This window comes from Phocaeicola faecalis (genome assembly GCF_021730445.1).
Lineage (GTDB): Bacteria > Bacteroidota > Bacteroidia > Bacteroidales > Bacteroidaceae > Phocaeicola > Phocaeicola faecalis.
In genome coordinates this window covers 48,264-73,544 of sequence record NZ_JADNRM010000013.1, presented here as the reverse complement: position 1 = coordinate 73,544, position 25,281 = coordinate 48,264, and the positions used below count along the sequence as shown (strand labels likewise).

The following is a 25,281-nucleotide window of genomic DNA, read 5'->3' as shown; positions in this document are numbered from 1 at the left end:
AAAATTATGACCGTCCAACAATTATCTGTCTTCATTGAAAACAAAGCGGGGACATTACAGAAAGTATTGAACTTATTGAAAGAAGCAGGCATACAACTGATTGCTTCCACCATTGCCGATACTGTGGAATATGGCATTTACCGTATCATCTGCTCGGAACCCAAACGCGCATACGAAACGCTGAAAGAGGCTGGAATATCCGTGGCGCTCTCTGATGTGTTCGCCATCACACTGGATAATCAGCCGGGACGGGCAGCAGACGCTATCACCATTTTCAGTGAAGCCAAAATAGGAATCACTTATCTGTATTCCTTCTTGTTAGGAAACAAAGGCATATTGATTTTCCGCACAGATAATCCCGACAGAGCAAGAGAAGTGATTATTCTGAATAATCTCTCTTTCGTAGCTGAGAAAGACTTGTCGACGCTGATTTAAATTATTTATCGTAAGGGCGGACCCATGTGTCCGCCCGATACATTTGCTGTACCATTCAGGCAGACACATGGGTCTGCCCCTACAATTTACCCTCTTCGTTTCAAGAAGTCCGTAGGACTTTCTCCAAAATACTCCTTATAACATTTTGTAAAATAAGAAGGAGAAGTAAAACCGACCTCATACGTTATCTCGGAGATGGTTTTCTCTGAAGAAGCCAACAAGGAAGCGGCTTTCTTTAATCGGGCAATACGCAACAACTCATTGGGAGAATAATTGGTAAGCGCCTTTATTTTACGATACAGCTGCACCCGGCCCAATCCCATCTTGCTGCCCAACTCCTCTACACTCAACTCAGAATCCGCCAAGTTTTCTTCTATCAACGCCCTAAAGCGATTGGCAAACCCTTTATCTACTTCACTTACCGATTCTTTAGACAAGGTAGTCTTATCTCCGAAGAATTGTTTCAACCGCTTATGGTTATCCATCAGATTACGAAGCCGTACCAGCAACAGTTTGGAGTTAAAAGGTTTGGAAATATAAGAGTCCGCCCCACACTCAAATCCCTGTATCCGCTGTTCATCCAGCGAACAAGCGGTGAGCAGCATCACCGGAATATGGGAAGTCTGCAATTCTGTTTTCAACTTTCTGCAACATTCCAGTCCGTCCATTACCGGCATCATTACATCACAGATTATGGCGTCGGGCACATATTTCATGGCTTTCTTCAGGCCGGCATGCCCATCAGGAGCCTCTATCACCGTATATTCTTCTTTCAACAATGACTTCACATAGTCACGCACATCCGCGTTGTCATCTATTATCAAGATACATTCCTTATTCTCGTCCGGAATCTGCTCTTCTGTTTCCATATCCTCCAGCTCCTCCACCACCGTCTGCTGTGTGATGCGCGGTTCCTGCACGAGGCCTGCCGACGGCTCTTCCACTACCGTCATAGGGATATCCACTGTAAATACAGTTCCTTTTCCTTCCACACTGTCCACCGTTATCTCTCCACCGTGCAGTTCGACAAAAGCCTTTGCCAAGGCAAGTCCGATGCCCGAACCTGCATGGTTTACGTCAATCTGATAAAAACGGTCGAAGATATGCCGGATATGTTGGACAGAGATTCCCGAACCGGTATCAGCAACCACCAGACGGGCATATCTTCCACCTCTCTCCTTCACCAAAGTAGAGAGTGTAACCGTAATAGTTCCATTCTCCGGTGTGAACTTAAACGCATTGGACAATAAGTTGAAATAGCCACGTTCCATTTTCTCGGCATCCAGTGCCATCAGATAATCTGCCTGGTCATCATTCACCTCCAATACAAAATGAATATGCTTTTTCAAAGCCAACGTTTGGAAAGAATGGCTCCATTCCTGCAACTGCACCCGTAGATTCATATTGGCTCTTACCAATTCCAATTTATCGTTTTCATACTTACGGAAATCAAGAATCTGATTAACAAGTCTCAGCAAGATATGTACATTCTTATGCACCACCTTTAATAAGGATAGCTGTTTCGGCGTCAACGACTTATCCTCTAAAAGCTGTTCCACCGGGTCGGCAACCAACGTAAGCGGAGTGCGGAAATCATGGGACACATTCGTAAAGAATACCAGTTTGGCATGCGTTGCCTCTTCCAATTGCTTTGAAAGACTGATAAGTTGGTCACGCTGCTCCTCCAGTTTCTTCTTCTGAAAAGAAAGTTCCGCATTCATCCGGTTCTTCATCCAATAGGCACGCACAATAATGGCCAGCAATGCCGCAAACAGAATCAGAATAACCAGACAAGCATACAGAAACATAGTCTGCGCCGAATAACGCGACCAGAATTCATCAATCTGCCCATTCAGTTTCTCTATCTTTCCGTCTTGTTCCAAAATATGGTCGGTCTGTAACTGCATCACGCGGGCATTCGTCTTGTCCACTAATGCCGTAGAAAGTATATTCTCTTTCTCAAAAGCCCTTTTCTCCAAAATGTCCATGGCAACCTGCATCACCTTATCCCCTCCGGTGGGATAAATAAAAGAGGCATCCAAAACACCGTTCATCACCTGCTCCAGTCCATAATCTTTTCCGGGCAGTGCATCCACTCCCACAAAAAGTATTCCTTTTTCCCTTCCCTGCTGCCTGGCCGCCAGATAAGCTCCGATTGCCATACGGTCATTCTGTGCAAAGAGCAAATCAATCTCTTTGCAGGCACGCAATACAGAGTCTGTCTTTTCGTTTGCCTGACTCTGCAACCAACCTCCATCCACACTTCCGATTCTCTTTATGCCCGGAGCCTCAGCCAATGCATCCATCAAACCCTTATGTCTCTCCATGGCAGGCGTAGACCCCTCCAACCCTGTCACCTCAAAGATATTCCCCTTCCCGTTCAAGCGACTGACAATGTAATGTCCCACGTCATTGCCAATCTTATAATTATCCGCCCCTACAAACGCCGTATAATTATCCGACAATGTCTTGCGGTCTACCACCACTACCGGGATTCCTCTTTTTATCGCCTTTTCCACCGAAGGAGTGATGGCCGCCGCTTCATTGGGAGCCACGATTAACAAATCGACCTTCTTGTCAATAAAATAATTGATATCATTTATTTGATATTGATTATTGTCTTTTGCCGTACGGAACTCCACCTCCACTCCATCATAAAAAAGTGCTTCACGCTGCATCTCATTATTCATCTTATGCCGCCATTCATCATCGCTGCATTGAGACACACCGATGTGATAACGCGTTGCCCTCCTGCTGCACGACGACACCAACAGGCTACCGATGCATACCAGTATACACATAACATAGTTTTTCATGCTTTCCACCGTTATTGTTTGAACAAAGATAAAAGGTAACAGTCAATAATACAAGTTTATAAAACAAAAAGAGGCTACCTTCACAGGCAACCTCTCCGGGCATTATAGTCTAAGATTGCCCGGCAGCTGGGGCATCGCCCCATTCTGTGTACATACATAAGCGGAAACATCCACTGCCAGCTTATGCGCTTCGGGCACACTCTTGCCCTTCAAGACAGCAGCCACAAAAGTAGCGGTGAAAGAGTCTCCTGCCCCCACCGTATCCGCCACTTCCACTCTCGGAGTCTCCACAAATGAAACCTCGCCGGGAGTAAACACATAGCTTCCGTTTACCCCACAAGTAAGAATCAGCATCTTCAAGTTGTACTTGGCAAGCAGAATCCAGCATTTATCCTGCAGGTCGATACCCGGATAACCAAACATACGGCTCACAGTCACCAATTCTTCATCATTAATCTTCAGGATATTGCACTTCTTCATCGAGCTGCAAAGTATCTCCTTCGTATAGAATCCCTGACGCAAATTCACATCAAATATCTTGCACTGTCCTTCCCCGTCGGGCATCACATCCAGAAACTTATGAATTGTTTCTCTGGAAACCACGCTGCGCTGTGCCAGCGAACCAAAACATACCGAACGCGTTTTTTTCGCCAGTTCTTCCAAAGCCGGGGTAAAAGGGATATTGTCCCATGCCACATTCTCTTTTATATCATACATCGGCACACCATTCGGGTCCAGCTCCACTTGTACCGTGCCGGTAGGATAAGGCACTCTTGCAATCTGATAACTTAAGTGCTTGCTGTCAAAATTGGCTAGAATCTCATCGCCCAACTTATCCTCTCCCACCGCACTCACCACACGGCTGTCAAAGCCAAATTGCGATACATGATAAGCAAAGTTTGCCGGAGCACCTCCTATTTTCTTTCCTTCGGGCAGCACATCCCAGAGTGCCTCACCCATTCCTACGATAATATCATTCATGGTCATTTCTTTATTTTTAAGGTATATATTAACAAGTAAATCACACCAACAGTCATCACTGCTACAGCTCCTGTCTGTCCCACCGCATCAGCGGCAATTCCCATTGCCAACGGAAACACGGTGCCACCGAACAGGCCCATTATCATCAGGCCGGACACCTCGTTCTTCTTTTCGGGTGCGGCAAACAATGCCTGCGAGAAGATGATGGAAAACACATTGGAGTTTCCAAAACCAATCATGGCGATACAAATATAAATAATAGTTTCGGTATGGAACATAAACAAGCCTGCCATAGCCAATAACATTAACACTACGCTGAAAGCAAAAAAGAACCTGGCAGAAGCTTTCTGCAGGATAAAAGCTCCCAAGAAACAACCGATTGTACGGAATATGAAGTAAAGGCTGGTAGCAAAACCTGCCTCTGCCAGTGTCATCCCCAGACGTTCCATCAATATTTTCGGGGCAGTGGTATTGGTACCGACATCAATACCCACATGACACATGATGCCGACGAAAGAGAGCAGGATGAACGGTTTTCCCAACAGAGCCAGACAAGCCTTGAAACCGGAAGCTTTGTCGGGCTGCTCTTCTTCAATGGGAGTGGAACCCAATAAAACGATGGCAAGCACCGCAATCACCATATAAATGGGAAACAATACCCTCCAGCCCAATCCGAAAGTGGGAATAGCCTGTGTAGCGCCCCACATGGCAATATAAGGAGCCAGAAAAGAAGCGATGGCTTTGACAAACTGTCCAAAAGTAAGTGTACTGGCCAATTTATCTCCCGCTATAATATTACTCAACAAAGGATTCAGAGAGGTCTGCATCAGTGCATTGCCGATGCCCAGCAAAGAGAAAGACAATAGCATAGTGACATAACTGTCTCCGAAAACAGGAATCAGCAAAGAGGCAAAAGTCACAGCAAGACTCAGAAGTACCGTTTTCTTACGCCCTATCTTATTCATCAGTATTCCTGTAGGAACCGAGAAGATAAGGAACCAAAAGAAAACCAGTGACGGAAAGATATTGGCCTGCGCATCCGTCAGGCTCAAGTCGGCCTTGACGTAATTGGAAGCGATGCCCACCAAGTCTACAAACCCCATGGCAAAGAAACAAAGCATCACCGGGATTAATTTGGCATATAGGTTTTTATTGTTGTTCATGGTTTTATTATCTATTGTTTTTTTGTACATTGTTCTTATTCATTCACCGTAGGGGCAGACCCATGTGTCTGCCCGAAAACAGTTCACTTTACGCATTCGGACGGACACATTCGGGAATACCTAACCTAAATCACAAACCTAATTTATATATCATGAAATCCGTCACTTTCATTTCCCCTCCTTCATTATAAAAACGAAGCGTGTTATAAGGTTCATCCGGAAAGACTAAATTAGTCATGGCAATGCGTCCGCCATCTACAAAAATCTCAATAGAACACTTATCCACAAAAACATCCAGATGATAAGTTCCGCCTTTGCACAAAGAGAGCGGCGCCCAAGTACCCAATGCAAAATCATTCTTATAATTCACAGAGAGTTTCATGCGGTGATTGTCCGTCTCCTTTTCGTGCACATTGAATTTGCTCGGCTCGCCCAAGTCGGTAATGCCGCTTTCCGTGCGGTCCATCACCAATCTGTGTTCTTTCATATCCAGATAAATGTTCACTTTCTCACCCTTACTGTTCAACAGCTCGAAACCTGCCCTCTGCGACGCACCCGGAGTAATATCCATCGAAAGTTCGTATGCTCCGTCTGTATCGGGAACCAGCTCCTCCAACCGGCTCTCGCCATTTACAGTCAGACGACCCACTTCGCGCACCTCTTTACGCAACGCCTCCGTTTCCTTCACCGCATTGGCAGCCATATATATCTGTCCGTCCTTTGTATAAAGGCTCAATTCGCGGGGCAGCGAGTTGGCACTGCGGTATTGTTTGGTAGGAAGGATATTGGCATACTGCCAATTGCTCATCCAGGGCACGGCAATCGTACGTTCTCCCGTATTCGAAAAACAAACGGTAGCATAATGGTCCTTACCAAAGTCCAACCATTTGGTCACTTCGGGCTTTGTGTCACACTTAAACTCTTTGCCGTCAAAGTCACCGATAAAATACTGTGTAGCGCTACCGCCAAACATGCACCCCGGATTGATATTGACAATCAATACCCACTTCATACGGTTCTTGTCACCGTCCACAGGCAATTGCACAAACTCGGGACACTCAAACTGGCTGGGCTGTACTCCGTAACCTTCGCCGAAGCCACTCATAAACTCCCAGTCCTTCAAGTTCTGCGAAGAATAGAAACGCATCTCCTTGTCGGCAGATACCACCATCACCCATTTTTGATTGGGTTCATACCAAAAGACCTTCGGATCACGGAAGTCCTTCAATCCGTCAAAAGGAGTCAGAATAGGATTCTTCTCGTATTTAGTATACGTACGTCCATTGTCTGTGCTGTATGCCATACACTGAATCTGGCCGTTCTTGTCACTGGCCGAAGTATAGAAAGCAACCATTGTATTTTCACCGTAGCCTGCGCTGTTCTTTGTATCCACCACTGCACTTCCCGAGAAGATATGCCCCAAGGTATCCCTTGCGATGGCAGGGTCAAGATGCTCCCAATGCACCAAGTCCTTGCTCACGGAATGTCCCCAATGCATATTTCCCCATACCGAGCCGTATGGATTATATTGGAAGTAAAGGTGATATTCACCGTCTTTATAAACCAGTCCGTTGGCATCATTCATCCAACCATAGAGCGGAGTGTGATGATAAACGGGACGGAACTTATCTCTGTTTGTTGTATCAAAAGTATCCGAGACCTTAATGCTGTCCCAGCATAGGGCATCGGCTGCCACATTGCGGATAGTCACCGTTGCGCCGCTTGCATCTTGCGATAAGGCAAAAGGCACATAATATTCTACATTGTCTGTGGCCAGACGGACATCCATTTCCGTATCTGCCGCACTTCCCATATCGAGTTTTACCTGTCCTTCATCGCTGCTTTCCTGAACGGGGAGCAACAGATATTTAGACGGATTTGCAATATGTACGATGGTCAAGGTATCCCCTTGATGTTCGAACGTCAGATTGTCTTTCGGTGACTGGCAAGACACTGCGCCTGCTGTAAAGGCCAAACCTAATGTAAGGTTAACGAAATTTGTTTTCATGGAGTATAGGGTATTAAAAGTTTATTATTAAAATCAGAATGTTATTTTCGCCGCAAATTCTACGGTGAACGGACGGATGTAGCTTCCTGCCATCCATGCACCGTTATAAGCGGCAGCATTTTCCTTATCCACCAGTTCCGCACCCGAAATGCTTCCCTTTGCACCGGTCTGATTCAAGAAGTTTATCACCGTTCCGCTTAAAGAAAGATGTCTGTTCACATTCCAGTTGATACCGCCGAATGTTTCCCAGCGTCCGTTAAAGTAATAAGCATTCTTAATATTGGCATACGTCTTGCTGAAGTAACGGAAGCTGGCCCATACCTTCAAGTCTTTGGTGATGTTGTAACTCGGGTCCAGTTCAATCAGCACCTTCGGAATTTCGGTTACAATATTACCGGTGGCGTTGATGCCCGAAGTCGTTCCGTCACTGAAAGTAACCCCCGTCTCATATTTCTTGTATTTCGGGCTCTGGTAAGTAAACAAGAAGTGGAAATCAAATCCTTTGAAAGGCTTCACAACCGCATCTGTTGTCCAACCGATGGTTTCAATATCATAGCTCAGTGCTGCGGCTTTGATATCCTTATCATTGTTGGGGTTAATCAGATTCAGTGTCGAGTTGTTATTTGTCTTGGCAATATAAGTGAACAAGGAAGTCAGGCTGAGCCAGTCATTATTGAAATAGATACCGGCACGTCCCAACGGAATGGTTATCTTATCTACATTCGGCATCTCGGCAGGTGCAAAGTTCGACATATTCGGACGCTGGGTATTGTAAGTGAAATCGGCAGTGAAACCAAACTGTTGCGTCATCTTATAAGTAGCGGCTGCCGTGAATGCCATATTGAGCCAATCATAACTATAACCGCGAGGGGCAATCTTGGTGCCGTCGGCTGCAATCGCCCCGATGTGATAATTGGCAAAACGGCCTACCGCTTTTCCGTCTGCATTGTACACAGCCAGATTCTTTCCTGCCAAACGCTGGTATTCAAAACGAGCGCCATAATACACATTCCATTTATCAGTAATATCCCAATCGTGAGTAGCATAAAGAGCCAGCTTATTTTCATGGCCTTTATAGTATTCCGAAGCATTCTGATTCAGATTATAATATGGAGTATCACCATAATGATGAATGTCTTTGGTATCGGCACTGTAAAGAATCTGAGGATATTCTTCTACCGTATGGTCGTACATCGTGGTGTTTGAAGCATAGTCCACATCATAATACCATTCGTTCAAGCCCACGCGCCAAGTCATGTTGTCATACTTCCGTGACAGTTCGGTGGTAAAGAAGAACTCATCGATGCTACCCCGGTTGAAACACGACATACGGCTCTGCACATACCCTTCGTAGGGGGTCAGCGTTCCGTCCAATGCCTTCCGGCTGTAGCCGTCCGCCACTGTTTTCTTCTCCATCGACATGGGAGTCTGGTAGAGATAAGAGCCCAGTGCATGGTCATACTTCATATTCACAGTCCACTCCAAGCCATTATCCCATTTGTAACGGTTCAGCAATGTGAATTGATTGCCTTTGCTGGCAGTAGCATCATAAAGGCTTGTCTTTTTCATCTCACCTGTGCGCATATCCATATAAACAATGTCCGAGACATTAGGAAGATAGGAAGAAGTGCCGAGTCCGAATCCGGGAATTTCCTTCACACTGCCGTCACCCACATAAATAAAGGGCGCACCGGTAGTGGCATTCGACAGCCAGTGACTATTGCTGTAATGATAGATGGCCGACAACTGTCCGCGACCTTCATGGTAGAACTTTGTCAAAGCAAACTTATAGATTTGTGTGCGGTCCTGATACTGTGCAAAGCGAAGTTTGAACGAACCCGGGTCAAAATTCTGATAGACACTTCCACTGTAGAACCAGTCCTTGCCGATGCTTCCGTTCAAGTTGAAATCAAACTGCTGTTTGCCAAAGTGATTGGTATTATAATTCAGCACGCCATTGAAATCCTTAGCCTTGTTCAGTCCCAATTCGGTAAAAGAGTTCACAGCATAACCGATGTTTCCGGTAGTAATGGCAGTTTCGGATATTTTAAGCAGTCCGGTATGCCCCAAGCTACTGTCTCCACGCCAGTGCGTGTTTACATTATGGGGATTTGAATTATAGACCACGGGCAAACCGTTTTCGAGTACATTCACATCGCCGCCGGGAAGACCGATGGAGATTTCACGTGGGCCATTGGCACTGGCCGCATTCAGCATGACATTTCGATTGCCTTCTTCCTTCGAGTTAGAGACGACTTTGGCTGAGTCTTGTTGTGCGTGGCTGTTCAAGCAAGCGGCTGCCCATATAATAAGGAGCGCGCCCATTCTGTTCATTCGCTGATTCTTGTTCATAGCATTAAATGTTTTTAGAAGTTTTTCTGAGGCAAAGGTAAGGGTTGTCTCACAACACTTTTGAAACATTTGTTGCATGGGATAGCACTCTTGTTTCCTTGTAACAAAAGTGCTCAATTATGTAACATTCTTAGTGAACAGAAGTCATTCCGAAAGTCCTTTCACGCTTCACGCGTCCAAAAACCGCCATTTCATCGAAGAAAATTGTGAAAGAAACTGTCGGGACTGAAGTTTCACCCCGATACAATCAGCATTTTATTTCTTCGCATTTCACCATATCCCAGCCCTTAAACTGAAGCAAGATGCAATGCAAGTCAGTTCCACTGCCGGCGAGCAACACTTTTTTGTCCCGACTATACTGTTCCAACTGCCGTCTTCCTTCGCAGGCTTGCTCCTCCAGCTCAGCCTCAGTAGCTGTACGCGACGCATACTTCAGCTCCATAATATAGCTGTGTTTCGTTTCGGGATAACGCTGCTTGTCGGGCAACAAGAAGAAATCACAATAACCATAATTCATTTCCAGTTCGGGATGCACCAAGTAATACGAGGCCAACGCCAAATATGCTTTAAAAAAGCCTTGCAGATTACGTTCCCCCTCTATGGCATCGCGGACAGCCGAATTATCACGGTAAGCCTTGGCAATGAACTCAAACAAAGGCTTCCAATCTCCGTCAAAAGCCATATCATCAATTAAATCTTTCAAACGAGGCAGATAAATTTCTCCATGCTGCTGGTAATACTCACGAAGGAAGCCGAAGTATTGTTCACGCACGCAGTTATTGGGAATACACATCACGATGCGGTCACCTCTGGTTCCACACATTGTAAGCAAACCATAATAATAAAGCAAACTCCGGAAATTATCGGTTTGGGTAATCTTCTCAGCGGGGAATGAGGTATGCAGGTTCACCAGAATTTCTCCTTTCGCCCCTATCTCCTCTATAGTGCTCATGCGGTCCTCCCCTTCCTGATTTTCATGGTCGAGCCGGGCAAGCATCTTGAGTTTACTATAATCCGTGCGAATATTCTTATCAACCATTTCTTCAGGAGAAGCTCCCAACATCACCCGATGACGCAGATAATACAATGTCATATCACAATTGAATATCTTCGGGTCGGTTCTTAAACTTTCCTCAGCAAAACAATAATTATCGTACCAAGGTTTCATCTCCCGAATCATTTCGTCGATATCCCCTTCCAACCTGCCTGCCTGCTGATAATACCGAAACATCTCGCGCACTTCCGTTTCACTGAATCCCATCATCATGTTGAACTGCGGAGCAGTACTGATATTCCAATCAATATTATATCCGCTGGAAAGGTCGTCCAACGTCACCGGACTCACTCCCATCATAAAAATACGTTCAAACATACCTTTAAATTGCTTGAAGTATTCCCGGTAAAAACCGCTGGCATGAGTCAAGTCACGGAAAAGGTTCTTGCCTTGTTCACTCAGTATGACATTGGTAAAGTTATCATATTCATCAATAATCAAATAAAGCAAATGTCCCAAACGCCGAGCCGTGGCCTCCAGCCAATGCAACTTGGTGGAAGCTTCGGTGGAAGCGACTATCCGGTCAAAATCCGTTTCATTCTGATAATACTCCGCATACGTACTGAAGAAATCATTCAACTGCACACTGCAATAATCATTGAAATTATCTTCCAATGTTCCCCTGCCCAGATTGGCTTTAGAGAAGTCAAAGTAAAGCACTTGATAAACGCCTTGCAGTTTGGTGGGATGCTTGCCTATCCACAGATTGCCGAACCGTTGTTCAAAACGGTCTTTTTGCGACATATCATAATAAGCACGCATCATGGTAAGGAATACACTTTTCCCAAAACGACGCGGACGAACCCAAAGGAGATAGTTTGCCATATCTTCTATCAGAGGTAGAAAATGCGTTTTATCTACATAATAATAATCCTGGCCTACCAATCGGCTGAAATCCGACACTCCATAAGGTATTCCTTTTGCCATAATCCATCTGTTTTTGTTCAAGACAAAGTTAGTTCTTCTTTTTCTCTTTAACAACCCCTAAACTCTTTTTCTCGGCAGATTAATAGGTTTTTACGGTATGATTAAGTACTTTTGTACTGAATACTAAGACAGACTCCGCCAACAGACTGTACAGTCCGTTACAGTAGACCGTACAGTCCATTACAGCAGACTATACAATCCATTGCAGCAGATTATAAAAGCCCTTAGGAAGAAAACCCTTAGCCTTCAGGAATAAACAACTTAATTCTCCTATTAAAAAGCATTAGCATGGCAGCAAAGTATGATTTCAAGACGTCTCCCGACATACAGGGGGACAAGGAGCAGCCCACCCTGTATCCACAAATTGTAGTATCGGGCACAAAAGACCTGACAGATTTAGCTAAGGACGTAGCCCGACGCTCCACCATCAAGGAAGGAACGGTTCTAGGCCTGTTCTGTGATTTGGAAAGTATTATCGCCAATTATCTGGCGGACGGTTATAACGTGAGACTGGGGGAGCTGGGCACTTTCTCCGCCACCCTGACCTGTCGCAAGGTGACAGACAAGCACGAGATACGCGCCGCATCGGTACACTTTGACAACGTGAAGTTCAAACCTACCCGGCAGTTCCGCAAAGAGATACGTGCCAAAGGCGAATTAGAACGCGCGGAATATGGTTTCCGGATTTCTTCCTCCCAATATTCGGAAGAAGAACGCTTTGCATTACTGACGGCCTATCTGAAGGAACATTCCGTCATTAACTGCAAGGAGTATTGTAAACTTACGGGACTGCTGAAGACAAAGGCGGGCATCGAACTGCGCCGATGGTACAACGACAAGAGGATAACAAGAGAGGGACGGACTCCGCACGTGATGTACAGGGCAATGCCGGAGGCTTAACCAATACACCGCCATACCTCTTTCCGCACGTTTGATTTTTATGAAAACAAGGAGGATGTGTCGAAACTTCCCTTTTATCGAAGAGAGTGTGTCAAAACGTAATTTGATGAAAGGACAACTTTTAATCTGAAACTTGACTTCCTAAATCAATGATGAAAAGAGCCATATCATTACTTGAAAACAGAGTTTGATATGGTTCCTTTATAATTGTTAGTTACAATCTGTAACTTTGTAGAGTGGTGATGTTAGTTTTGACACCTCTTTTAGTTTATGAGCGTTTCGATACACCCTCCTCGCAAGAAGGTTATCCCCCCTCTTATTTGGTCGGCGTTTTATACCAATCTTGATGTGAATTTCTATGAGCTCCCCACGCGCCAAAGTCTTCATATTTCTCATTAATCATCTGGCGCTCTGCCGGATATGCCCAATCTGTAGGAATACATAAAGCAAAAGGCACACCCCCCTTTATAAATTCAGGGTCATCCTGTGAAATATAAACCCTTAAATCCGGATTATTCTTTTCATAAATATAAAAGACTACGTCAGCGAGACTTTCTATGTTTTTTATAGTTTGCTTAGGCATCTCTTCCCATGTAGAAGGACCGGGATTGACTATTGTACCTGCCGATACCCCTAAAGCTTCATGCACACTGCCCCACAACACATTATCCTGACCGTTTACCTTACAACCGACAGACAGTTCTTTGGTTGCTCCGGCAGCCGCCAATGCAACTGTGATGTCCCCATCTTTCACAACCGTTACTTTCAGCACCACATCATTAAAATCATAGTCGCCGACAGTAGTGGTAATATCTTCAAATGCATAAGTCACAATGGCCAGGTCCGGTTCTACATCCGGTGCTCCATTCTCATACTCCGGATTACAACCCTGCGCATTGTCCACTGTTGCATTCACCAATAATGCATAACCGGAGGCAGACCATGGTTCAAAAAAGCCATTTCCACATGTCACATTGGTAACTCCGCTCATTGTAAGTTCCCCCTTACCATCATCGTAAGAGGCTCCTTCAACACACAGCAGCAAAGGCTTGTCCTTATCCTGTGCGCTTGCATCACTGTGCAGCAGAACACTCTTCTCAAATTCCAGACTTTGAGTTTTAAAGATACTTTTACCGGCCATATTTAAAGTTGCATTTTTTAATTTAGCAGTTCCTTCACTAAAAATAAACCCACTATTATTAAAGATAACATCCTTGCCATTATTGCCTTCCAGTTCAAAGCTTTCACCAAGATATAAATTACAATTATTCTGAAGTTGATACCCTGAAGAGACTTCAAACTCATAACAAGTATAATAGCCGTCATTTACCCATGTAGCACTTGATTTGTGCTCATTGGCGCCATCAGTACTATTACTATCTATCGATGTTTCATCGACCGAAAACCGTCCATCCTCTCCATTATAGAACTCGCCTGCTTTAAATTCAAAATCAGCTTCTACCTTCATTGGTCCATAGTTAATAAGCCTGGCTTCTTTATTCTGCATGCAAAACTTATCTGCTTGAATAGAGACAGTTCCTTTATTATAGATAGAGCCTTTTAAAGTAAAGGCTTCATCGTCATCATCACCGTCATCATCTTTGTCATCATTTTTTTTGGTTCCTTTGATATTCAATCTACCGCCGGCACATACTATGATTGTTCCTTTGTCAAGTTTATCAATGTTGAGACTCAAAGTAATATCAGGGTTAACATACAATTTAACACCGTCCTCAAAATTTATCTTATCTGTAGTCACATCCTCTGAGATGAAATAAGAACCAGCTTTCAAATGTTTGCCAATATCGCCTTTTGTCACTCCCTTAGCACCACTCGGACAAATAAAGTCCTTATCATTATCAGGCAAATTATCAATTGTAATATTAGTAGCACGTGCAGAAGCCGCACGCTGGGCTGTAGAACGTCCGAAAGCAGCTACAAACTTATCATTTTTAAGGGTTGCAACGGTCACCACAAAATCCTTATCCCCCATTTGGCGCATCACGTAAGCATATTGCATTGCTGATGGGGCATCAAATTTCAAACTCACTGTAGTACCGTCTTTCACCTCTGCCTCAGCAAGTATCCGCGCATCGTTGTCTGCCTTAAAAGGATTATCAGTCAATACTTTTACAGTATAACTAGCTCCGGTGTTCGTATCCATAGTGACATCCAAGGTGCGTACTGCCATCATGTTCCAATCTTGGTTTGGGTCAATGTCCTTCACCGGAAAGTTTTCTTTTGCTTCTTCCTTTATCCGTTCTGAATCGAACAAACTTTTATGGTCTGTGCACGAAGCAAATGCAGCAAGTACCATCCCTAGAATCAATAATTTCTTCATATCATAATAAGTGTTAGAGTGAACAAAAGTAAATATTATATTATTATAAAACAAAAATGAAGAAGGTATTTCACTGATTCTTAAGTTTTTGATTGATTTACCAATACTTTTGAATGAAATCATCCCATCTCGACACAGACCATCAACTTAAAAGGGCTAAAAGTTGTCAACATGACCGCTTTTAGCCCTTTTCTTCGAAATGGTAGTTTTTTATTAAATCAGCCAAATATATTCATTATCTATGCAGACTTATGTTTAGTTTTAAAATCACTTATCAGCATAAGGGTATTCGCCATTAGCAGCATCCCAGGCTGATTTGAACTCCTGCATATGTTCTTCATACCATCTGGTACAAACAGTATAATCTTGCACCCAGTTTTCAAAGTAACGATAAAGACCGGTTATCTTATTGCGTTCTTTCGGGAACTCCCAGTCACCGGGAATACAGAGGCCATAAGGAGGATAAGTAGATTCCGGACTTACCATAGAAGCAATATGTATTTCTATCTTATTTTCATCATATATATAAAAATCTCCATTCTGTTTTAATGTACCGGCGATAGTGATTTCCTTTTCTACAGGAGCGACATTGAGACCACTGCCGGTATTTATTAAAGTTCCGGGTTCACATCCCATAGCTGTATGAACCTCTCCAAACAAATCGTTATTTTTATATCCTACCCACAAATTCTTAGTTGCACCGGCCGCAAACAAGGTCACTGTTGCCTTACCGGACTCATCGGGAACCGTTACTTTCAACACCACATCATTAAAGTCAAAGTCACCGGCTTCACGGGTCATATCTTCAAAAACGTATGTATAGACTTGTCTTGCAACAGGAGTTGGAGGAACAACTTCCTGATGATGACCATCACTGCATTCTGTAGTAGGCAGCTCTATTTTGATTGAGTTCGAACCCGCAATAGGTTTATTAATAGGAAGAGGTAAATCTGCTTTAGAATTACTAAAATAATTATCACATACAATTGTCAAATTACCTTTATACTCATTATTAGAACCGCTACTTTCTTTATATTTTGCCTGCTCCATTATTAAATAAGCATCCTTCCCTGTAGTTGGTCCCTCTATTGTAAAATTAGAATAATATTCAGCCTTTCCGCTAACTTTAAAGATAGCGCCGGAGGTCATTAAGATACGACCTTGTCCCCACTCTGCCTCTTTACATTCCACATAACCGGAGTTTTCAAACGTCACAGAAGAGTTTAATTCAAACTCGCCATCACCTTGATGGTCAATTCCGACCAATAATTTACAATTATTCTGAATTTTAGCAGAACTACCTGTTATATCCATTTCCGTTGTCTTGTATTCGCCCTCATTAAGCCAAACACCTCCGCTGATTTCCGTATCATCAACTGCAACAAATGCATCTTCCTGATTATGGAACTCACCTTTTGAGGTAACTTTTAAATCAAGATCATTATCCATAGTACTGATTTTACCGCCTGCTGCATTAATAAATTGTCCACCACTGATAGAAATATCTTCTTTTTTCACATCGATACTACCTTCATTATAAACACTTCCTGAGCTCATAATGATACCACTGGTTGGAGCGTAATTATCTATTTTTCCATTTATAACTTTTAGTTCACCTTGATTATATAGATTTCCACCGGAAAGGTCTATACCACGATGCGTTTTACAAATTAAAGAGCCACCGGCTAATATACTAATAGATTCAGTCGATTTTAAAGCAAGAAAGTCATTATAGTAATATATCTGCTTAGAATTGCCTTTAGAGACTTCAACTGTTAAACTTCCGCCTGCTTTTATATAAAGATGAGAATTAGGTTCCATGGTTATCCTTTCGCAAGTCATCGGCGAATCTATAAAACAATTCCCGGTTACAGTTAACGTCATAATTTCCCAAGCATCTTTTGCTGGTGAAATCTGTTTTGCATTGTCAGGACAATTAAAGGCATCGTTGCTCAATGAATAATTTATAGAAAGAGCTTTGGGTTGAGCATCGGAAAAACCTCGAAGACTTCTTGTTCCACTACCTATATTGACAGTAAATTTACCATTCTCAAGCACTGTAGGAATAACCACTCTTGAATAATCTGCAGATTCTTTTACCACAAACAAATAATCTTGTGCTAAAGGCATGTCAAAAGAAAAAGATTTGCTTTCACCATCCTTGATTGTCTGTTCAGATAATAATCGTGCACTATTATCAATATTTAAAGGATTATCGGTACAAACCTGTATTTTATAGGTTTCCCCCGTACCATCTTTTATAGAGACAGTCATATTGCCTACACCTGCCATTTCCCAATTATGATTAGGGTCAATGTTCTCCACCGGAAAATTCTCTTTTGCTTCTTCGTCGATGTGATGAGGGTCAAAGAAGTCTTCTTTCTTTGTACAAGAAAACAATACAGAGATACATAATAATAAAAAGATGCTTTTTTTCATAATAGCCTGTTTCAAGTTAATCATATTTCGTACAAAGATATGAAATATAAAAATGATTAAGCAAAGAAAAAGCCTTTAAATTAGTACATAAGCATCTAGTTTTCAAGCATTTATTTCCACTTGAATAATTCACCTATACTTTTGATTAATCTACCGACATCTACGCTTTGGCCGTTTTACTTTTATAGATGAGATACGCTCCCAATAATATCAAAGGTACGCTCAGCCACTGCCCGATATTCAAAGTCATATTTGTTTCTTCCACCACTTGCGGGTTCTTCATAAACTCCAACGCAAAACGTGAGCCAAAGAAAATGAGCAGACTCACCCCGGTAATCAGTCCCACACGATTCTGCAAATGGTATTTATGATACATCACCCATGCAGTGACGCCCGCCACCAAGCAATAGAGCATTTCATAAATCTGGGTTGGATGACAGGGCAAGCCTTCATATAACTGGTGCCATTCACGCGAACGCACAAACTCAAAGCCCCATGGTAAAGTAGTGGGATATCCATAAATTTCGGAATTCATCAAATTGCCAAAACGGATGCAGAAGCACACCACCGCAACTGCCGGAATCATTCGGTCGAACAACCACCAGACACTTTTCTTCGTCACCTTCTTAGAGTACCAAACGAGAGCGAGAATAATGGCAAAGACTCCTCCGTGGCTTGCCAGCCCGCCTTTCCAAATTTTTAATATCTCAACCGGATGCACCGAATAGTAATCCCATTCATAGAATAAACAATGTCCCAACCGGGCACCTATCACCGTGCTGACAATGCAATAAACAAAAAGTTTGTCTACCCAGTCATCGGGATACTTTTCTTTCTTGAAAAGCCGACCTACAATCTCATAAGCCAAGACAAATCCCAGCCCCCACATCAAGCCATACCAACGCACTTCCCAGCTGCCAACCTTAAACCATACGGGATCTACATCCCACAGAATACTAGCTATCATTGTTTTATTTCTTTGTTTATTATATAAGCGCAAAGGAAATAAAAAAATCCCTTCCCCGAAATAAATCGGAGAAGAGATTTTGAATTATATGCATTAATATCACATTCAAGACATGGAAGCACTATTTTTGAAGGGCCAACACCCTACAAATAACAGCCATATCTAATCATCTGCTTTTATTCTGTAACCACCTTTCCGGCATTTGGCGTTTTATACCAATCGGGGTTAGCAGACTGATTAGCCACCCAATCGGTAAAGCCTGTGTAAGCATCCGCTATACTGGTCCGTTCTGTGGGCCATGCCCAAGTACCCATTACACAAATGGCCTGTGGAACTGCCCCTTTTTGGGGGAATGAGACATTTGTCTTCCCATTTACTACAATGCTGAATTTATTAGCATCGTTGGTCAGAGAAAAGTTCGGATCGACATTTTCAATATGCGCCAATGAGACATAGTCCTTAGTCAGACCGGTCGTGTTGACCATTGTCCCTGTGGACACTCCGAAAGCCTGATGGACTTCATTACAAATCGTTTTCCCATCATATTGCACTGAAGCAGGCAACATACCCCCCGCCGCACAAAGATATACTTCAAGTGCCGAAGAAGTGATAACTTTTGTTCCATCAGAAAATATTTGTCCTTTCTTCAAATGCTTGACTCCCAGCACCACATCATTGAAGTCAAAATCATCCGTATCTCCCAAATCTTCGAAAACAACCGTCCAGTCAAACTCTTCCTGGAATCTTTTGAATGACTTGAAAGGACCGTTTAACATAAATGCAAAGTCGTTCCAATCCACCATTCCACCTCGCGGCCAATCTTCAAAAGACAAAATATTCACGCCATCTTCCAGTCCGGAACCAAAAGTAGAGAAATTAGCCAGAACTGACACTTCCTTAAATCCGCCTTTCCCAGAAGCCACCGTATTCAATTCACCAGACGAATATAATTGATAAAGACCATTTATTTCATATCGACTGGGTTTCTCATTCTTATTACCCGGTATTAGCAAGTCATTGTTGCCGGCCCCCCGCAACAAGAAAAAGTGGACATACAAATCTTTTGGGAAAGTAAATGTCGGTGTCTCATCGCCATTCATACCATAATAGGTGAGATTAAGGGTCGCTCCTTTACCAAACTGTTTTATCCCCGGCATTAAAATATACTTGGGGGCAGCCTTCATAGCTGCTTCTGTATTTTCTGATGTATAAAAATACCCGACTGCCGTATTTGCCGAAGTTTGCAGTGACAATACGACCAACGAGATTTCGCCAGAATTGGTAGTCTTTGCCGAAAAATCATTTGCATATTTAGACAACACAGATTCCTTACCCTCAGCTTTATTCAACTCTTCAAGAATAGCCTGAGTATAGGGATACCCGCTCAAGTCCGTTTGTAAATAATCAACTTGGGCGCTCCCTATGTTTCCAAGGATTTTCCATTCATTAGCTGCATAATACGCATCAGCAAACCCTGTATAATCCGCGGCATTCAGCAAGTTAACTTTCTGCCTTGGTTGCGGACTTAAAGACTCAACCAAGCCTCTAGGATTCGCAACAGTCCGGAATACAACATCAATCCGACCATCATCTCCCACCGGAACAGCCAGTTCCCGATTGTTTCTGCCTCCACTCTTCACAGCGTAAACGGTTTTTATACCTTGAGGAACATCCATAGAAAAAGAAGAAATCCCTACCTTCAACTCATAGTGAGCCAGATTATAATTCTTGACTCCATCAATATAGAAGAAATCGACCGATGCGTCTTCGTCCAGATGGACACTGACATCAGCCAGTGTAGCAACATTCCAAGTGTGATTCAAATCTATATCGCCAAACTTCTTCGTCCAATTCTCCTCATACTGCTTGTTAGAATTATCAGGATTATAGATATCCTTGTGGTCAGAACATGACGAAAACACCGATGCACACATAAAAAAATAAAAAACACGCCCTTTCATTGTCATTATTATTAAGTTATTTGTACTTTGTTTACAAAAATACGCTATTTATATACAACTGAAAGGGGGTGTTTCATTCAAAGATGATAGGTATTTTATTCATCCTTGAACATTATACTGAATATTATACCAAATGTGCAATCAGTTCCTCACGGTCGCCATACATCAAATCGATAACCGGAACTTCAATCATTGTATAGCATCCCGGTTGCTGTCTCATCGTGGCACGTGCTACACATACCAGTACCTGAGCTGTCAGGGCCGGGTTATTAATCTTCATATCAAACTCAAACAACTGATTGTGAGTTTTGCCCGATACACCTTTACGAACCAGATTAACGCCATGACCTACATCATTCAAGTCATCTACACAAGGTACTTGGATGACATGTGTCTCATCATTGACAAAATAGGGGTCGTTCTTGACAGCCGCTTCAACAGTCTTGAAATCCGCTCCTTCTTCCAGTTCCACATAAACCATGCGGCGGTGAATGCCTGTACCTACAGGAATAGTCATAGACAGCGCATCTTTCACACCTGCAATGGCACGAACGGCTACAGAGTGTCCCATGCTGCGGCCCGGACCAAAATTGGTATAAGTAATGCCTTTCGGAGCAATGGCTTCCAACAGAGTGCGTACCACCGAGTCACTTCCCGGATCCCATCCTGCCGAAATGATGGCAACGGCATTGCCTGCTTTGGCCGATTCGTCCAGCGAACGGCGAAGTGCGGTAATCTGTGTATGGATATCAAAACTATCTACCGTATTGATGCCCATAGCGAGAATCTCTTTCGCATATTTTTCTACGCTGCGAGTCGGAGTAGCCAGAATAGCAACATTTACATCTTTCAATTCTTTTATATCTTTAACTACAGCGTATGCTTCCAGTTCTGCCGGTTTGTTTTCGGCTCCATTACGACGAACAATACCTGCGATTTCGAAATCAGGAGCTGCTTCCAAAGCTTCCACTACATATTTACCAATGTTTCCGTATCCAACGACGGCTGCTCTAATTTTATTCATCTTTTATTGGTTTTAGTTTACTATTATCTTTTATTTAGGTGCAAAAATAAACATTTTGCCTCACTCTTTTGTTCTTCCAAACCTAATAATTTAAAAATATTCTTGCCTAACTTATAATTTAAAAGATAGATATCCTATTTTTGCAAAGAACTGTAAACTACAAACAAAAAAATCATGATAGAATATATTAAAGGAGACATTGCAGAGGTTACTCCGGCAATGGCTGTGATAGATTGTAACGGGGTGGGCTATGGAATCAATATCTCGCTGAACACTTACTCGGCCATTCAAAACCAGACACGTACCAAACTATATATTTATGAAGCTATCCGTGAAGACGCATACGTGCTTTACGGATTCTCTACCAAACAGGAAAGGGAATTGTTTTTATTGCTAATCTCGGTATCGGGAATTGGAGGAAATACGGCAAGAATGATTTTGTCGGCTCTTTCTCCTTCCGAGTTATGCGGGGTAATCAGTTCAGGAAACGACAAGCTGTTGAAGACAGTCAAGGGTATCGGACTGAAAACGGCCCAACGCATCATTGTCGATTTAAAAGACAAGATAGCCTCCTCCGGCATGGAAACAGTCAACAGTGAAATGTTTGCGAGTGCTGCCAATTCCGAAATTCATGACGAGGCCGTGGCTGCGCTGACTATGCTGGGATTTGCACAGGCTGCTTCACAAAAGGTAGTGGCAGCTATATTGAAGGAAGAACCAAGCGCCCCAGTCGAGAAAGTGATTAAGCTGGCTCTGAAAAGATTATAAAAGGGATAGTGCGACAAAGCATTTTGCTGCATCGGAAACCTCATGTGTTTATCGCTGCAGCAAAATACTTGAACTGCCTATTTATTTTCTTCCGGTTTGTCTTCCTGCATTTTGCGGGTGACAAACTCTATTTTCAGCATGGCTTCTTTTTTATCTTTCCGTATCTGTTCCATACCCGACAAGATACGCGCCAAACCGGTCAACTCGGCAATCGCTTTACGGTCATTAGGTTGCATGGCTGTTTTATAAGTCTTGTCACCAATAAACTGAAGTTGGATATTCTTGTCTTTATTGGCAACAATGAACCCGATAACACCGCCGTCATCCCCCATTTTATAATCAGCTTTTTCAATGGCACGCCCCAAATCCGTGGTCTCATAACTATCCTTAGAAACAGGAGTCTCGGCAAAAGTATCGCCCACACTAACTTTCACAGCAGCATGATGTAACTTTCCACCGGCACAATAAATAGAGGTAATAGACATCTCACCCTGTTCATTCACTTGTCCGCGAAGGAAAGAACGGCCGATATTCTTTTCTACCGTCTGTGTAGGATAGAAATAATTGCCTACTTCCTGATAGGCCGTATCTTTCTCCAATACAAAGTTACCTTTGACAGAATCCAACTGAGCCTGCTTCACCTGCATCATACTGTCCAGATAAACCAGACTCTTCTGCTGTTCCTTCAAGTCGACTTGCTGCATCAACTTGATTCCCTGCTTTCTAGCTTCAAAAGCTTTCGGATATAAAATGCGGATACTATCTATCTGCAACTTGGCTTCATTAAAGTTCTCTTGCTTCAATGCCGTTTCCGCATTTTGCAAATGCACTTGAGCCTTCTTTTCGCCGCCATCATCACAAGCCGCCAGTAATAAGGCAAATAATGCCACTAATCCTATCTTTTTCATGTATTTAAACGTTTTATATGAGGACAAAAATACAATTTAATTGCTTTACTTTCTCCTATCATGGACAAAAAATCGTATTTTTGCAGCTCTTTAAGATGAATATGGAATTGAAAGAACATTTTAATAGCAAAATATTTGCTCTAATTTCCGAAACAGCTGATGAATTGGGATTGGAATGCTACGTGGTAGGCGGCTATGTACGAGATATATTTTTAAATCGCCCTTCTAAAGATATAGATGTAGTAGTGGTGGGCAGTGGTATAGAGATTGCCCAGGCTTTCGGCAAGAAACTGGGACGTGGCGCACATGTCTCTGTTTTCAAGAATTTCGGAACGGCACAGGTGAAGTTCAGAGATACGGAAGTGGAGTTTGTCGGTGCCAGAAAAGAATCGTACAGTCATGACAGCCGTAAGCCGATAGTAGAAGACGGCACGTTGGAAGATGACCAAAACCGACGCGACTTCACCATCAACGCAATGGCGGTATGCCTCAACAAAGAGCGTTTCGGCGAACTGGTAGACCCATTCGGCGGAATGGATGATTTGAAAGAACGTACCATCCGTACACCACTCGACCCGGACATCACTTTCAGCGATGACCCGCTTCGCATGATGAGGTGTATCCGTTTTGCCACCCAACTCAATTTTTATATTGACGACGAAACCTTTGAGGCGCTGTCGCGTAACAAGGAACGTATCAATATCATCTCGAAAGAACGTATCGCCGACGAACTGAACAAGATTTTGCTTGCCCCCATCCCGTCTAAAGGCTTCATTGAGCTGGACCGTTGCGGACTATTGCCACTCATATTTCCCGAATTTTCGGCATTGCAAGGCGTAGAAGTAAGAAATGGCCGTGCACACAAAGACAATTTCTATCATACGCTGGAGGTGGTGGATAATATAGCCAAACATACCGACAACTTATGGCTGCGCTGGGCTACCCTGCTGCATGACATCGGCAAGCCCAAGACCAAGCGATGGGAACCCCGCATCGGATGGACTTTCCATAATCATAATTTCATCGGCGAAAAGATGATTCCCGATATTTTCCGCAAAATGAAATTGCCGATGAACGAAAAGATGAAGTATGTACAGAAACTGGTCAGCCTGCACATGCGTCCTATCGTGATTGCCGATGATGTGGTGACCGACTCGGCCGTACGCCGTCTGTTGTTCGAAGCCGGAGACGACATTGACGATCTTATGATGCTCTGCGAAGCAGATATCACCTCAAAAAATGAAGCGCGGAAACAGAAGTTTCTGGATAACTTCAAGCTAGTGCGTCAGAAACTAAAAGACTTGGAAGAGAAAGACCGCATACGTAATTTCCAACCGCCGGTAGACGGAGAAGAAATCATGCGCATATTTGACATGAAGCCTTGCCGTGAAATCGGCAGTCTGAAAAGTGCCATCAAAGATGCTATTTTGGATGGCGTGATTCCAAACGAACACGATGCCGCTTTTGAATTCATGCTGGAAAAAGCAAAACAGATGAAGCTGACACCTAAAAACTTATAAATAAATTGGCAATACACTACACTAAAGGGGAAGAATGGGCGAATGCCGTGTCACATGGCATTGGTATATTGATAGGTATCATGGGCGGAGGGTATTTGCTGCATACTGCCTTGCAAAGTGGAGACGTATGGGCAGTGAGAGGAATGTGGCTCTATCTGTTCGGCATGCTTGCCTCGTATATCACTTCCACCTGGTATCATTCCAGCCGGCCGGGTACCCGACACAGAGAAGTATTGCGCAAATTCGACCACGCCGCCATCTATCTGCACATTGCAGGCAGTTATTCTCCTATCATGCTGGTCAGTTTGCGCGAAGCAGGTTATTGGGGATGGGGAATATTCTGTTTTGTGTGGCTGTGTGCACTCGTCGGAACCACGCTCTGCTTTTGCAGACTGAAGGAACACAGTTATCTGGAAACAATCTGTTATGTAGCGATGGGATGCAGCATCTTTGTTGCCTTCAAGCCTTTATGTGACCATGTACCTTCCTTATTTATATATTGGCTCATTGCCGAAGGTATCTCATACATCACCGGTGCTGTATTTTATTCTTTCCACAAACTGCCCTATATGCATTCTGTTTTCCATCTCTTTGTATTAGGTGGAACCATCTGCCACATGATAGCATTGTGGTACATTCTATAACGTCCCTATCATCAAGAAGTTATCCATTTCGGGAAACTTATTTTCGTTTTTTAAGAGAGAAGTTTTCCAAAAT

Annotated in this window: 17 protein-coding genes; 5 read left to right on the top strand and 12 right to left on the bottom strand. The window is 43.3% G+C overall.

Annotated elements, in window-relative coordinates; all coding sequences use genetic code 11:
• Window positions 1-6: 6 nt before the first annotated feature.
• Window positions 7-435 carry an amino acid-binding protein gene (locus tag IR173_RS12550; RefSeq protein ID WP_237039944.1) on the top strand — a complete coding sequence of 143 codons (429 nt, stop codon included), beginning with the start codon at window positions 7-9 and terminating at the stop codon, window positions 433-435.
• An 86-nt stretch (window positions 436-521) separates the two neighbouring features.
• Here IR173_RS12550 and IR173_RS12545 read toward each other — a convergent pair whose 3' ends face one another.
• The 6 genes from IR173_RS12545 to IR173_RS12520 form a co-directional block, all read right to left on the bottom strand.
• Window positions 522-3,236 (bottom strand): hybrid sensor histidine kinase/response regulator transcription factor, encoded by a 2,715-nt coding sequence (locus IR173_RS12545; RefSeq protein ID WP_394800672.1) that lies wholly within the window; start codon window positions 3,234-3,236, stop codon window positions 522-524.
• 117 nt (window positions 3,237-3,353) lie between these two features.
• Window positions 3,354-4,232 (bottom strand): carbohydrate kinase family protein, encoded by an 879-nt coding sequence (locus IR173_RS12540; RefSeq protein WP_237039942.1) that lies wholly within the window; start codon window positions 4,230-4,232, stop codon window positions 3,354-3,356.
• 2 nt (window positions 4,233-4,234) lie between these two features.
• Window positions 4,235-5,395, bottom strand: a complete 1,161-nt coding sequence (locus tag IR173_RS12535; protein ID WP_237039941.1) for an MFS transporter — start codon at window positions 5,393-5,395, stop codon at window positions 4,235-4,237.
• 130 nt (window positions 5,396-5,525) lie between these two features.
• Window positions 5,526-7,403 carry a GH32 C-terminal domain-containing protein gene (locus tag IR173_RS12530; protein WP_237039940.1) on the bottom strand — a complete coding sequence of 626 codons (1,878 nt, stop codon included), beginning with the start codon at window positions 7,401-7,403 and terminating at the stop codon, window positions 5,526-5,528.
• A gap of 33 nt (window positions 7,404-7,436) precedes the next feature.
• Window positions 7,437-9,755: a TonB-dependent receptor gene (locus tag IR173_RS12525; protein WP_237039939.1), complete on the bottom strand. Its 2,319-nt coding sequence runs from the start codon at window positions 9,753-9,755 to the stop codon at window positions 7,437-7,439.
• 247 nt (window positions 9,756-10,002) lie between these two features.
• Window positions 10,003-11,736, bottom strand: coding sequence for an ATP-binding protein (locus tag IR173_RS12520; protein WP_237039938.1), 1,734 nt, complete (start codon window positions 11,734-11,736; stop codon window positions 10,003-10,005).
• A 288-nt stretch (window positions 11,737-12,024) separates the two neighbouring features.
• Between IR173_RS12520 and IR173_RS12515 the strand changes: the two genes are divergently transcribed.
• Window positions 12,025-12,636 carry an HU family DNA-binding protein gene (locus IR173_RS12515; protein WP_237039937.1) on the top strand — a complete coding sequence of 204 codons (612 nt, stop codon included), beginning with the start codon at window positions 12,025-12,027 and terminating at the stop codon, window positions 12,634-12,636.
• Window positions 12,637-12,952: 316 nt separating this feature from the next.
• Here the strand turns inward: IR173_RS12515 and IR173_RS12510 are convergent, their stop codons facing one another.
• The 5 genes from IR173_RS12510 to IR173_RS12490 form a co-directional block, all read right to left on the bottom strand.
• Window positions 12,953-14,977 carry a DUF4842 domain-containing protein gene (locus tag IR173_RS12510; protein WP_237039936.1) on the bottom strand — a complete coding sequence of 675 codons (2,025 nt, stop codon included), beginning with the start codon at window positions 14,975-14,977 and terminating at the stop codon, window positions 12,953-12,955.
• A gap of 267 nt (window positions 14,978-15,244) precedes the next feature.
• Window positions 15,245-17,416 carry an LruC domain-containing protein gene (locus tag IR173_RS12505; protein WP_237039935.1) on the bottom strand — a complete coding sequence of 724 codons (2,172 nt, stop codon included), beginning with the start codon at window positions 17,414-17,416 and terminating at the stop codon, window positions 15,245-15,247.
• 160 nt (window positions 17,417-17,576) lie between these two features.
• Entirely contained in the window at window positions 17,577-18,383 is an 807-nt protein-coding gene (gene lgt / locus IR173_RS12500) for a prolipoprotein diacylglyceryl transferase (protein WP_237039934.1), read from the bottom strand.
• Window positions 18,384-18,559: 176 nt separating this feature from the next.
• Window positions 18,560-20,344: a DUF4842 domain-containing protein gene (locus IR173_RS12495; protein ID WP_237039933.1), complete on the bottom strand. Its 1,785-nt coding sequence runs from the start codon at window positions 20,342-20,344 to the stop codon at window positions 18,560-18,562.
• Between the two features lie 124 nt (window positions 20,345-20,468).
• Window positions 20,469-21,368, bottom strand: coding sequence for a diaminopimelate dehydrogenase (locus tag IR173_RS12490; RefSeq protein WP_237039932.1), 900 nt, complete (start codon window positions 21,366-21,368; stop codon window positions 20,469-20,471).
• 174 nt (window positions 21,369-21,542) lie between these two features.
• On the opposite strand from IR173_RS12490, the gene ruvA reads away from it, so the two are divergent.
• Window positions 21,543-22,136 carry a Holliday junction branch migration protein RuvA gene (gene ruvA, locus IR173_RS12485; RefSeq protein ID WP_237039931.1) on the top strand — a complete coding sequence of 198 codons (594 nt, stop codon included), beginning with the start codon at window positions 21,543-21,545 and terminating at the stop codon, window positions 22,134-22,136.
• A gap of 77 nt (window positions 22,137-22,213) precedes the next feature.
• Here ruvA and IR173_RS12480 read toward each other — a convergent pair whose 3' ends face one another.
• A complete protein-coding gene (locus tag IR173_RS12480) occupies window positions 22,214-23,044 on the bottom strand; it encodes a hypothetical protein (protein ID WP_237039930.1) in 831 nt (276 codons plus the stop codon).
• 17 nt (window positions 23,045-23,061) lie between these two features.
• On the opposite strand from IR173_RS12480, the gene IR173_RS12475 reads away from it, so the two are divergent.
• Together IR173_RS12475 and trhA are read left to right on the top strand one after the other, a co-directional pair.
• On the top strand, window positions 23,062-24,564 hold the full coding sequence (locus tag IR173_RS12475) for a CCA tRNA nucleotidyltransferase (protein WP_237039929.1): 1,503 nt from the start codon (window positions 23,062-23,064) through the stop codon (window positions 24,562-24,564).
• A 5-nt stretch (window positions 24,565-24,569) separates the two neighbouring features.
• Window positions 24,570-25,208 (top strand): PAQR family membrane homeostasis protein TrhA, encoded by a 639-nt coding sequence (gene trhA, locus IR173_RS12470; protein ID WP_237039928.1) that lies wholly within the window; start codon window positions 24,570-24,572, stop codon window positions 25,206-25,208.
• Window positions 25,209-25,281 lie beyond the last annotated feature (73 nt).

Excerpts from the sequence above, each read along its gene's own strand:
- IR173_RS12475 (WP_237039929.1), top strand. The coding sequence starts at position 23,062 with ATGAGGACAAAAATACAATTTAATTGCTTTACTTTCTCCTATCATGGA.
- IR173_RS12515 (WP_237039937.1), top strand. The coding sequence starts at position 12,025 with ATGGCAGCAAAGTATGATTTCAAGACGTCTCCCGACATACAGGGGGAC.
- IR173_RS12535 (WP_237039941.1), bottom strand. The coding sequence starts at position 5,395 with ATGAACAACAATAAAAACCTATATGCCAAATTAATCCCGGTGATGCTT.
- IR173_RS12520 (WP_237039938.1), bottom strand. The coding sequence starts at position 11,736 with ATGGCAAAAGGAATACCTTATGGAGTGTCGGATTTCAGCCGATTGGTA.
- IR173_RS12510 (WP_237039936.1), bottom strand. The coding sequence starts at position 14,977 with ATGAAGAAATTATTGATTCTAGGGATGGTACTTGCTGCATTTGCTTCG.
- IR173_RS12480 (WP_237039930.1), bottom strand. The coding sequence starts at position 23,044 with ATGAAAAAGATAGGATTAGTGGCATTATTTGCCTTATTACTGGCGGCT.
- IR173_RS12505 (WP_237039935.1), bottom strand. The coding sequence starts at position 17,416 with ATGAAAAAAAGCATCTTTTTATTATTATGTATCTCTGTATTGTTTTCT.
- IR173_RS12540 (WP_237039942.1), bottom strand. The coding sequence starts at position 4,232 with ATGAATGATATTATCGTAGGAATGGGTGAGGCACTCTGGGATGTGCTG.
- IR173_RS12530 (WP_237039940.1), bottom strand. The coding sequence starts at position 7,403 with ATGAAAACAAATTTCGTTAACCTTACATTAGGTTTGGCCTTTACAGCA.
- ruvA (WP_237039931.1), top strand. The coding sequence starts at position 21,543 with ATGATAGAATATATTAAAGGAGACATTGCAGAGGTTACTCCGGCAATG.
- IR173_RS12545 (WP_394800672.1), bottom strand. The coding sequence starts at position 3,236 with ATGTGTATACTGGTATGCATCGGTAGCCTGTTGGTGTCGTCGTGCAGC.
- IR173_RS12490 (WP_237039932.1), bottom strand. The coding sequence starts at position 21,368 with ATGAATAAAATTAGAGCAGCCGTCGTTGGATACGGAAACATTGGTAAA.
- lgt (WP_237039934.1), bottom strand. The coding sequence starts at position 18,383 with ATGATAGCTAGTATTCTGTGGGATGTAGATCCCGTATGGTTTAAGGTT.
- IR173_RS12525 (WP_237039939.1), bottom strand. The coding sequence starts at position 9,755 with ATGAACAAGAATCAGCGAATGAACAGAATGGGCGCGCTCCTTATTATA.
- IR173_RS12495 (WP_237039933.1), bottom strand. The coding sequence starts at position 20,344 with ATGAAAGGGCGTGTTTTTTATTTTTTTATGTGTGCATCGGTGTTTTCG.
- IR173_RS12550 (WP_237039944.1), top strand. The coding sequence starts at position 7 with ATGACCGTCCAACAATTATCTGTCTTCATTGAAAACAAAGCGGGGACA.